Below are 9,001 nucleotides of genomic sequence, written 5' to 3'. Positions count from 1 at the left end.
TCCCCAGCCCTCCCCCGCAAGCGGAAGAGGGGGCGCGGCGGTTCCAGCGGAGGCAGTGGTTTCTGCCGCCGTGCGGTCCGCGCCATCCACCGCGTTGGTCGCCAGGCGCTCGTCCAGCAGGCGGTGGGTATAATCGAAGGTCGGCCCCAGCACCTGTCCGCCGGGCAGGTCCTTGAAGGTGGCGGAGATGCGCCGGCGGACCCGCATGGCGCCGGTATCCACCGGCACCGAGGCGCCGAAGCGGGGCAGGGTGGTGCGGAAGGCACGGGCAAGGAAGATCGCCTCGATCAGGTCGCCCCGCGCCTGCTTGATGGCGAGGGCCGCCAGCTCCCGGTCATAGAGCGAGCCCTCGGCCATCACCCGGTCCACCGCGAGGGACAATTGCTCGGTGATCTGGTCGAGCCCGATCTCGGGCACGCTCGCGTCGCCGCGCCGGCGACTGGCGAGCAGCGCGTGGGCATTGCGGATGGCGGCCTCGCCGCCCTTCACGGCCACATACATGGGGTCAGTCCTGCGTGTGGGGAGCGAGCGTGCGCGGCAGGCCGGCGATGACGCCCGGCGCGCACAGGATGAGGTCGATGCCGAGCGGGTAAAGCGCCCGGTTGGCGGCCAGGCGCCCGCCGAAATCCGCCGGCAGGGGCACGGCGGCAAATGCCCGGCGGCCCTGGATGCCGGGGCCTTCGAGCACCAGCGCGCCGGCGCCGGGAAGAGCCTCGTCCAGTCTTTCCTCGCCCAGTCTTTCCTCGCCCATGCGCGCCACCTGGATGAGCAGCGTCGCCGAGCGGTCGGGATAATCCGGCTCGCCCTGGGCGAAGCGCGTGAAATCCGGCAGCCCCGCGCTGTCGCCCATCAGGGCGAAGCGGGCGGCGGCGGGGTCCTCCACCAGCGGCGCGCCGGTGTGGAAGCGCAGGAAGGCGGCCACGTCCGGCTCCGCCGCCAGCGTGGCGTCGAGGAACACCGGCGTCTCGTAATCCAGCAGCGCCAGCGCCGCCGCCGCCATCTCCGGCGAGAGCGGGGCCGGCGGCGCGAGATCGCTGGCGAGGGGCACCGGGCGGCCCGGCTCGGCCATGGCCCGCATCAGCGCCGCGAAGGTGCGCTGGGCGTCGTGGACCGGATCGGCGAAGCCGGCGGCCAGGGGCCGGGGGGCCATTGCAGGGGCGGGAGCGAGAGCGGTCATCAGTCCTCGCCCCGCGTCATGGTGAAAAAGTTGACCCGGGTCGCCTCCGCCTCGGCGGCAGCGGCGGCCTCCTCGGCGGCGAGGCGACGGCGGATGGGGGCGAGCGCGTCGTTGACCGCGAGCGTCAGCGCCGGGTCCTGCCACAAGGCGTCGAGGATGGCCGCGGCCTCCGCCTTCTCGGGCGCGCGGCCCAGCATGTAGGAGACGCCGGTGGCACCGCCTTCCAGCTGCACGGCGGCGCGGGTGACGGTGGCCTCCCCCATGTTGAACGGCGCGCCATCGCCGCCGGTGCGACCCTGCACCATCACCAGACCCGCCTCGGGCGGCCGCAGCTTCCTGACCCGCGGCAGCGGCGAAAAGCGCTCCACCGCCGCCTCCAGCTCGTCGCGGGTGGCGCGGGCGTAGAGCGCCATCATGGCCTGCCGTTCGGCGTTGCCGGCCGCCGCCTCGGGAAAGGGCGGGGGCGTCTTTGGTCCGGAAACGGGTGCGTCGGGCCCCATGATCGCCTCGCATACAGGTGCCCGCCGAGCGGGCACGCGGAAGGGATGCAAGAGCCGAGGCTCCGCTGGACTTCATTTGTATAATAATCTATACAAATAGACAAGGCGGCCGGGCCGCGAGGGAGGCAAAAATGTCTGGGGTGCCGAGCAGTCTCTCAGCTAAGGGTCACAGCCCGATGACGGAGGCGGCCGATACGCCGTCCGAGGGCCGCGAAGGCGTCGCCCGCGGCTCGGGCGTCACCCTGTGGCGGCAGATCGCCCAGCGGCTGGAGGAGCAGATTCTCTCCGGTGCCCTGAAGCCCGGCGCGCGCCTGCCGGTGGAAGCGGAACTGTCGGAGACCTTCGGCGTCAACCGCCACACCCTGCGCCGGGCTTTGGCGCATCTCGCCGAGCAGGGGCTCATCGAGGCCACCGCCGGGCGTGGCACCTTCGTGAAGGAGGCGCCCCTGCGCTATCCCATCGGCGCGCGCACCCGCTTTTCCGAGATCGTCTCGGCGGGCGGGCGCGAGCCGTTCGGCCGTTTCCTCGGTTCGAAGGTGGAGCCGGCCTGCCCGGACGTGGCGCGCGAACTCGCCCTGCCCGAGGGCACGCCCGTGCTGCGCATCGAGAGCATCCACGAGGCCGACGGGGTGCCCATCTCGTTTGGCACCGCGTGGTTCCCCCATGCCCGTTTGCGCGACCTCGACCTGATCTATGCCGCCACCGGCTCGCTGACGCGGGCGCTCGCGACCCTGGGCATCGAGGATTATCGCCGCCGCGAGACCCGCATCACCGCGCGGCCAGCCAACGCGCGGGAACTGGATCTGCTGTCGCTGGCCCCCGGCCGGGCGGTGCTGGTGCTGGAGCGCCTCGACGTGGAGCCGAACGGCACGCCCCTGCAATGGGGCCGTTCCTCCTTCGCGGCCGACCGGGTGCAACTGGTGTTCAAGGCATAAGGCGGACGTGATGGGTCGCATCGAAACCCTCGACCAACTGCGCCAGCTTTATGGCGAGCAGGGCGGCCGAACCCGCGACAAGGTGATGGCCGCCCTCGACGCCCATTGCCTGCGCTTCATCGCCCTCAGCCCGTTCGTACTGGTCGCCACCGCGGACGCCCACGGCGCGGCGGATGTCTCGCCGCGGGGCGATGCGCCGGGCTTCGTCGCCGCCACCGAGCGGGAGCTGCTGCTGCCCGACCGGCCGGGCAACAACCGCATCGACACGCTGTCCAACATCATCGCCACCGGCCGGGTGGGCCTCCTGTTCGTCATCCCCGGGGTGGATGAAACCCTGCGGGTGAACGGCCGCGCCACCATCCACGACGACCCCGCCCTCGCCGCCCGCTTCCGAGTGGACGGCCGGGCGCCGCGCACGGTGCTGCGGGTGGCGGTGGAGGAGGCTTTCCTGCACTGCGCGAAAGCCTTCATGCGCTCGCGCCTGTGGAGCGCGGATGCACAGGTGCCCCGCGCCGCCCTGCCCACCATGGGCGAGATGCTGCGCGACCAGATCGGCGCGAAGACGGGGATCTCGTCCGGCGAGGCGGAAAGCCAGGAAGCGATGCTGGAGCGCTATCGCCGCGTTCTCTACTGAGCGCGGCGTTTTCTCCCGATACCAACGGTTGCGGTCATTGCCCGGTTCCGGCCCGCAGCCGGAACGCCTCACGGCTCCAGCCGGGTCTTGCCGATGATGGAGAAGCGCAGGCGGGCGGAGATGAAGTCGATCACCGCCACCATCACCAGCATCATCAGGATGAGGAACGACACCTTCTGCCATTCCAGCACGCGGATCTGCTCGGCGAGGTGCAGGCCCAGCCCGCCTGCGCCGACGATGCCGACGATGGTGGACTGGCGGGCATTGGATTCGAAGTAATAGAGCAACTGGCTCGCCAGCACGGGGAGCACCTGCGGCAGCATGCCGAAGCGCACGGCTTCCACGTCCGTCCCGCCGGTGGAGACGATGCCTTCCACCGGTTTGCGGTCCAGCGCCTCCACTGCTTCCGAGAACAATTTGCCCAGCTCCGCGAAGCTCGCCGTGGCGATGGCGAGGATGCCGGCGAACGGGCCGAGCCCCACCACGGTGACGAAGATCAGCGCCCAGATCAGCCGGTCCACCCCGCGCACGGTGTCGAGCAGGCGGCGCACGGCGAAATGGGCGAAGATGTTGGGGATCACGTTCTTCGCCGCGAGGAAGCCGAACGGGAAAGCCACCAGCGCCCCCATGAGGGTGCCGAGGAAGGCGATGGCCAGCGTCTCGCCCAGGGCGTGGATATAGAGCGGCAGCTGGGTGCCGGGGTCCGGGGGGATCATCAGGGTGATGAAATGGCCGAGCTGGGCGAGGCCCGAGCCGATGCGGTCCAGGTTGAAATCCAGCCGCCAGAAGCTGAACATGGCGACGCCCGCCAGCGTGGCCAGGATCGCGGTCACGCGCAGCCGCTGCGCCGGCGAGGGGCTGAGCGCCTGCGGATAGGCGGCGGCAAGGCGCGCCCGCGCCTCCGTGCTGACGGTGATGCGCGCGCGGCTCATCGTCCGGCTCCCACGCCGAGCAGCCGGTGGCGCACCTGCTCGGTGACGAGGTCGATGATCATCACGGCGGCGATGATGAGCAGCAGGATGGCGGAGACGTCCGAATAATAGAACTTGCGGATGGCCTCCACCAGGTCCTGCCCGATGCCGCCGGCCCCCACGAAGCCCATGATGGAGGCCTCGCGCACGTTGATCTCGAAGCGCAGCAGCCCGTAGGAGGCGAAGTTGGAGGTCACCTGCGGCACCACGGCGAAGCGCACCATCTTGGGCCAGGAGGCGCCGGCGGCCACTGCGCCCTCCACCGGATTCATGTCGATATTCTCCACCACCTCGGCGAACAATTTGCCCAGCGCGCCCATGGTGTGGATGGCGAGCGCCAGCACCCCGGGCATGGGTCCGAGGCCGAACGCCACCACGAACAGCAGGGCGAACACCAACTCGGGCACCGTGCGGCAGAATTCCAGGTAGCGCCGTGCGGAAAGGCGGATGAGCGGGCTGCGCACCAGGTTGGCGCAGGCGAGGAAGCACAGGAAGAAGGCGCCGATGCCGCCGATCAGGGTGCCGAGATAGGCGATCAGGATGGTGTCCAGCAGCAGCTTCAGCCAGTGGTCGAGGTTCCAGTACCACTCGGCGAGGTCCGCGCCGAGGCTGTCCCAGCGCAGGGTGGGCACGATGGAGGTGAAATAGGTGGTGAGCCGGCCGGCATTGGCAAACAGCACGCCGGGCTTCACCTCGCCCATCCACGCGGCGAGGGCGATGCACACCAGCACCACCGCGGCGGCGATGAAGCTGTGCCGCCGCCGTTCCCGCACCGCCGCCTCGTAGGCGGCCAGCATGGGCGCGAGCTGCGCGTCGGGCAGGCGGGTGACGGCGTGGGCCAAGGGGCGGTGCCTCTACAGCGGTTTCGGGCGAAGAAAATGTGTCAAAACAGGATTCTAGAGCGATCGTCCCTCGCCTCGGTCGGGGCGAAGGATACCGTACGCGTCCCGGCCGACTGCAACGCAGCGGAGCGAAGTGGAAGGAGAGCCGGGACCCAACTCCGGGATCGCCGAAGGCGCTTCAATGATGCGGCGCCCTCGGGATTGCCCGCTGCGCGGGAGTCCTGCGCTGGACCCCGGCTCGGCGCTCCAGCTGCGCTGTCGCTGGGCCGGGGCACAGGGGAAGGATCAGGACTTCTTCTTGCGCAGCTCGTCCACGAACTTGTTCAGCTCGATGATGGAGACGTAGGATTCATTGTCCACCGGCTGCCACATCTGCTGCTTGCCTTCATAGATCTTGTCGAAGGCGGCCTTGTCGTTCTTGTCGATCGCGAAGAAGGCATCGCGGATCTTGGCCTTCAGCTCGGCCGGCAGGTCGGCGAGATAGGCGTAGGGCGAGTTCACGATCTGGTCGGACTTGAAGATGATCCGATAGTCGTCGTATTTCGCCATCCCCTTGCGCTCCATGCGCTTGAGGTTGGATTCCTGCTCGTCGTTCCACCAGTTGAAGGCGGCGTCGCAAGTGCCCTGCTGCACGGCGATCACCGCATTTTCATGCGAGCCGGCATAGACCACCTTGCCGAAGAACTGGTCGGGGGTGATGCCCATCTTGTTCAGGGAGAAGCGCGGCACATTGTTGCCGGAGGTGGAGTTGGGGTCCACCAGGCACAGGTTCTTGCCCTTCAGGTCCTCGATGGACTTGTAGGGGCTGTCGGCCTTTACATAGAGCACCGAGTGATAGCCCTTGGTGCCGTCCGCGTTCACCTCGATGGCGAAGGCCTCGATCTTGGCGCCGGTCATCAGCGCGCGGGCGAAGGAGGAGGGGCCGTAGGAGGCGATGTGGATGTTGCCGGCGCGCTGGCCCTCGATCACCGCCGCATAGTCGTTGGCGATGCGCAGGGTCACCTTGGTGCCGAGCTGCTTGGTGAGATAGTCCGTGAGGGGGGTGAAGCGCTCGGTGACGCCGGAGGCGTTCTCGGCCGGGATGATGGCGAACACCAGCTCGGGATACTTGGCCTTCCAGTCCTGCGCGGCGGCGGCGCCGGCGGAGACGGCGAGCGCGGCGCAGGCCGCGATCAGGGTACGACGGTTCAGCATTCAAGGCTCCTGTCGGCAGATCGGGATTTCGAACGAACAGATTGGAACGCACGGGTGCAACCGGCCTCCGGAGAGGCCGGCGCGGAGCGGCGGATGGTCAGGCCAGCGCCGCGGCCTGCGGAATGGCGTCGCCGAAGGCGGGCTTGGCTGCAGGCAGGTCCATCACTTCGCCGGCTTCCAGGCCGTAGAGGTCGTGGGCCACCTGTTCGGTGAGGGCGGCCGGCGCGCCGTCGAACACCACGCGGCCCTGCGCCATGCCCACCAGCCGGTCGCAATAGGTGCGGGCGAGGTCGAGGGAGTGCAGGTTGCACAGCACGGTGATGCCGAAGTGCTTGTTGATGCGCAAAAGCGCATCCATCACGATCTTGGTGTTGCGCGGGTCGAGGGAGGCGATGGGCTCGTCGGCGAGGATCAGCGCCGGCTCCTGGGCCAGCGCGCGGGCGATGGCGACCCGCTGCTGCTGCCCGCCGGAGAGGCTGTCGGCGCGCTGGGCGGCCAGCGGGGCGATGTCGAACTGGTCGAGGGCGGAGAGGGCGATGGCGCGGTCCTCGGCGCTCCAGCTCTTGGTGAGCGCGCGCCAGGCCGGCGCGGTGGCCAGCCGCCCCATGAGCACGTTGGTGAGCACGTCGAGCCGGCCCACCAGGTTGAACTGCTGGAAGATCATGGCCGCCTCGGCCCGCCACGCGCGCAGGGCGCGGCCCTTGAGTGCGGTCACGTCGCGGCCGTCATGGAGAATGCGGCCGGACGAGGGGTCCTGCAGGCGGTTGATCATGCGCAGCAGCGTGGACTTGCCGGCGCCGGACCGTCCGATGACGCCGACAAAGGCACCCGCGCCGATCTGAAGATCGACGTTGGACACGGCCTCCTTGTCGCCGAAGCGGCGGGTGAGGCCCTCGATCACCAGCATCGGGTCGCTCCGTTGCGCGTCCCGACCGCTCATAAGGGGCGAGCGCAACACTCGTATGACGTTTCGCCGGCCAACGGCCGCCGATGCGTTTTCAGGGTGTTTTCGGGGGTGCCGCGCGGGGGCGTCAGGGAAATGTCATGGGGCGGGCGATTGTGACAAAAGCAGGTCCGGGGGGTGCGCCACGCGTGGAGGCGCCGGGGAGGCATGCCTCCCCGGCGCCGCGGATCGACCGGACCACGCTTTGTTGTGTTCTTCGATCCGGCGGGCGGTGGGGCCAGCGGCTCAAACCATTCCGAGCAGTACCGCGCCTATGAAGGCGAAGGCGGCACAGGTCTCGATCACGGTGAGCAGAAGGCCGAAGGTCACCTTTTTCCTCGCAAAGTCGATCTCGCCAGGAACCTTAACAAATTCTCAGAATGCGGAAAGAGGTAAGATGTGCTGCGACGCGGCGCGCATTGTGCTGCGGCGCATGACTGTCATGGGGCAACCCCGCCCCCGTTCTGCCTTTTTCTCGACGCTGCGGCGCAAGCTGCGGTGACGAGAAATTCTTTTGAAATATTGTATTTCAGCGCGGGATGGCCGCTTCCACGAGATTTGCCACCGCGAGCGCCTGCCGATCGCGGCCAAAACGGCCCACCAGCTGCACGCCCACAGGCAGGCCGTCCGCCGTCTCCAGACCGGCGATATTGATGGCCGGGCAGCCGAGCAGCGTCCACAGCCGGCAGAACATGGCCGAGCCGGTGGTGGTAAAGCCCTCCGGCGCCGGTCCGGGGGCGGGGAAGGTGAGGAGCGCATCCACCGCGCCGAACACATCGCCCAGCTTCTGCCGCGCGCGCTTGGCGGTGCGGCGCGCCTGGTCGTAGGTGTCGGGCGCGATGGCGCTCGCGGCATCGAGATGGGCGGCGAGCAGCGGCGAGAGGCCGGCGCGGTCGTAGGCCAGTTCGTCGGCGAAGGCGAGGGCGGCCTCGAAATCCTGGATGATGGGCTGGGCGGCGTCGGCGGCTTCCAGCTCCTCCGGCAGGTCGAGGTCGAACACGCGTGCGCCTCTGGCCTCGGCGGCGCGGGCGGCGGTCTCCAGCGCGGCATGGGCTTCAGCGGAGGCACTGCCGGCGCGGGCGGTGCGCACGATGCCGATGCGCGGGCGCTCGGCGGTTTCGTCCCCGATGTCGAGGTCGCGGCCGGTGATGGCGGCGGCGGCGAAGGCCGCGTCGCGCACCCGGGCCGCGAACAGGCCCATGGTGTCGAGATGCCAGGAAAAGGTCTTCATGCCCAGCGTCGGCAACAGGCGGAAGGTGGGCTTGTAGCCGGTGATCCCGCAGAAGGCGGCCGGGCGGATGACCGAGCCGGCGGTCTGGGTGCCGATCGCCAGCGGCAGCATGCCCGCCGCCACCGCCGCCGCCGAGCCCGCCGAGGAGCCCCCCGGCGAATGGCTGAGCCGGCGCGGGTTTCGGGTCTGCGACGGCTTCAGGAAGGCAAATTCCGTGGTCACCGTTTTGCCCACCACGAGGCCGCCGGCGCGGCGCGTCATGGCCACCACGGGGGCGTCGTTGCGCGGGCGGTGGCCGGCATAGAGCGGGCTGCCGTAGGCGGTGGGCAGGTCGCGGGTGTCGATGATGTCCTTCACTCCCACCGGCAGGCCGGCGAGGGGCAGCCCGGCGAGGCCCGCCTGATCCGCCGCCGCGCGCGCCCGGTCGAGGTCGAGGGCGGCGAATGCCTGCACCTCGCCTTCACGGGCGGCGATGGCCTGCGCCACCGCTTCCAGCACGGCGCGGGGCGTGGTGCGCCCGGCGTGGAGGTCGGCGGCGAGGTCGCGGGCGAGAAGGAGGGGCATGGGGTTACTC

Annotated in this window: 10 protein-coding genes; 2 read left to right on the top strand and 8 right to left on the bottom strand. The window is 69.6% G+C overall.

Annotation, left to right across the window (positions count from 1 at the left end; translation table 11 throughout):
• The 3 genes from K9U41_RS20035 to phnG form a co-directional block, all read right to left on the bottom strand.
• On the bottom strand, positions 1–501 hold a 501-nt coding region (locus K9U41_RS20035), incomplete at its 3' end, for a carbon-phosphorus lyase complex subunit PhnI (protein ID WP_282642617.1).
• A gap of 4 nt (positions 502–505) precedes the next feature.
• Complete coding sequence (gene phnH, locus K9U41_RS20030) at positions 506–1,177, bottom strand: phosphonate C-P lyase system protein PhnH (protein WP_282642616.1); 672 nt, start codon at positions 1,175–1,177, stop codon at positions 506–508.
• Entirely contained in the window at positions 1,177–1,677 is a 501-nt protein-coding gene (phnG, locus tag K9U41_RS20025) for a phosphonate C-P lyase system protein PhnG (protein WP_282642615.1), read from the bottom strand. Before phnG ends, phnH begins: the two co-directional genes overlap by 1 nt.
• Positions 1,678–1,853: 176 nt before the next feature.
• Between phnG and phnF the strand changes: the two genes are divergently transcribed.
• The gene (phnF, locus tag K9U41_RS20020) at positions 1,854–2,612 is read left to right on the top strand and encodes a phosphonate metabolism transcriptional regulator PhnF (protein WP_282642614.1); all 759 of its coding nucleotides are present in this window, start codon (positions 1,854–1,856) and stop codon (positions 2,610–2,612) included.
• Positions 2,613–2,622: 10 nt separating this feature from the next.
• Positions 2,623–3,246: a pyridoxamine 5'-phosphate oxidase family protein gene (locus tag K9U41_RS20015; protein WP_282642613.1), complete on the top strand. Its 624-nt coding sequence runs from the start codon at positions 2,623–2,625 to the stop codon at positions 3,244–3,246.
• A gap of 68 nt (positions 3,247–3,314) precedes the next feature.
• Here the strand turns inward: K9U41_RS20015 and phnE (K9U41_RS20010) are convergent, their stop codons facing one another.
• From phnE (K9U41_RS20010) to K9U41_RS19990, 5 genes are all read right to left on the bottom strand, one after another.
• On the bottom strand, positions 3,315–4,178 hold the full coding sequence (gene phnE, locus K9U41_RS20010; protein ID WP_282642612.1) for a phosphonate ABC transporter, permease protein PhnE: 864 nt from the start codon (positions 4,176–4,178) through the stop codon (positions 3,315–3,317).
• Positions 4,175–5,059: a phosphonate ABC transporter, permease protein PhnE gene (gene phnE, locus K9U41_RS20005; RefSeq protein WP_282642611.1), complete on the bottom strand. Its 885-nt coding sequence runs from the start codon at positions 5,057–5,059 to the stop codon at positions 4,175–4,177. The genes phnE (K9U41_RS20010) and phnE (K9U41_RS20005) overlap by 4 nt, the downstream gene beginning before the upstream one ends.
• A gap of 285 nt (positions 5,060–5,344) precedes the next feature.
• Positions 5,345–6,253, bottom strand: a complete 909-nt coding sequence (phnD, locus tag K9U41_RS20000; RefSeq protein WP_282642610.1) for a phosphonate ABC transporter substrate-binding protein — start codon at positions 6,251–6,253, stop codon at positions 5,345–5,347.
• 97 nt (positions 6,254–6,350) lie between these two features.
• The gene (gene phnC, locus K9U41_RS19995) at positions 6,351–7,160 is read right to left on the bottom strand and encodes a phosphonate ABC transporter ATP-binding protein (protein ID WP_282642609.1); all 810 of its coding nucleotides are present in this window, start codon (positions 7,158–7,160) and stop codon (positions 6,351–6,353) included.
• Positions 7,161–7,725: 565 nt separating this feature from the next.
• Complete coding sequence (locus K9U41_RS19990) at positions 7,726–8,991, bottom strand: amidase (RefSeq protein ID WP_282642618.1); 1,266 nt, start codon at positions 8,989–8,991, stop codon at positions 7,726–7,728.
• Positions 8,992–9,001: the final 10 nt, after the last annotated feature.

Source organism: Xanthobacter autotrophicus (genome assembly GCF_029991245.1).
In the GTDB taxonomy this organism is placed as follows: Bacteria; Pseudomonadota; Alphaproteobacteria; order Rhizobiales; family Xanthobacteraceae; genus Xanthobacter; species Xanthobacter autotrophicus_C.
The sequence above is the reverse complement of the archived record's forward strand: the minus strand, read 5'-3'. Positions and strand labels throughout refer to the sequence as shown.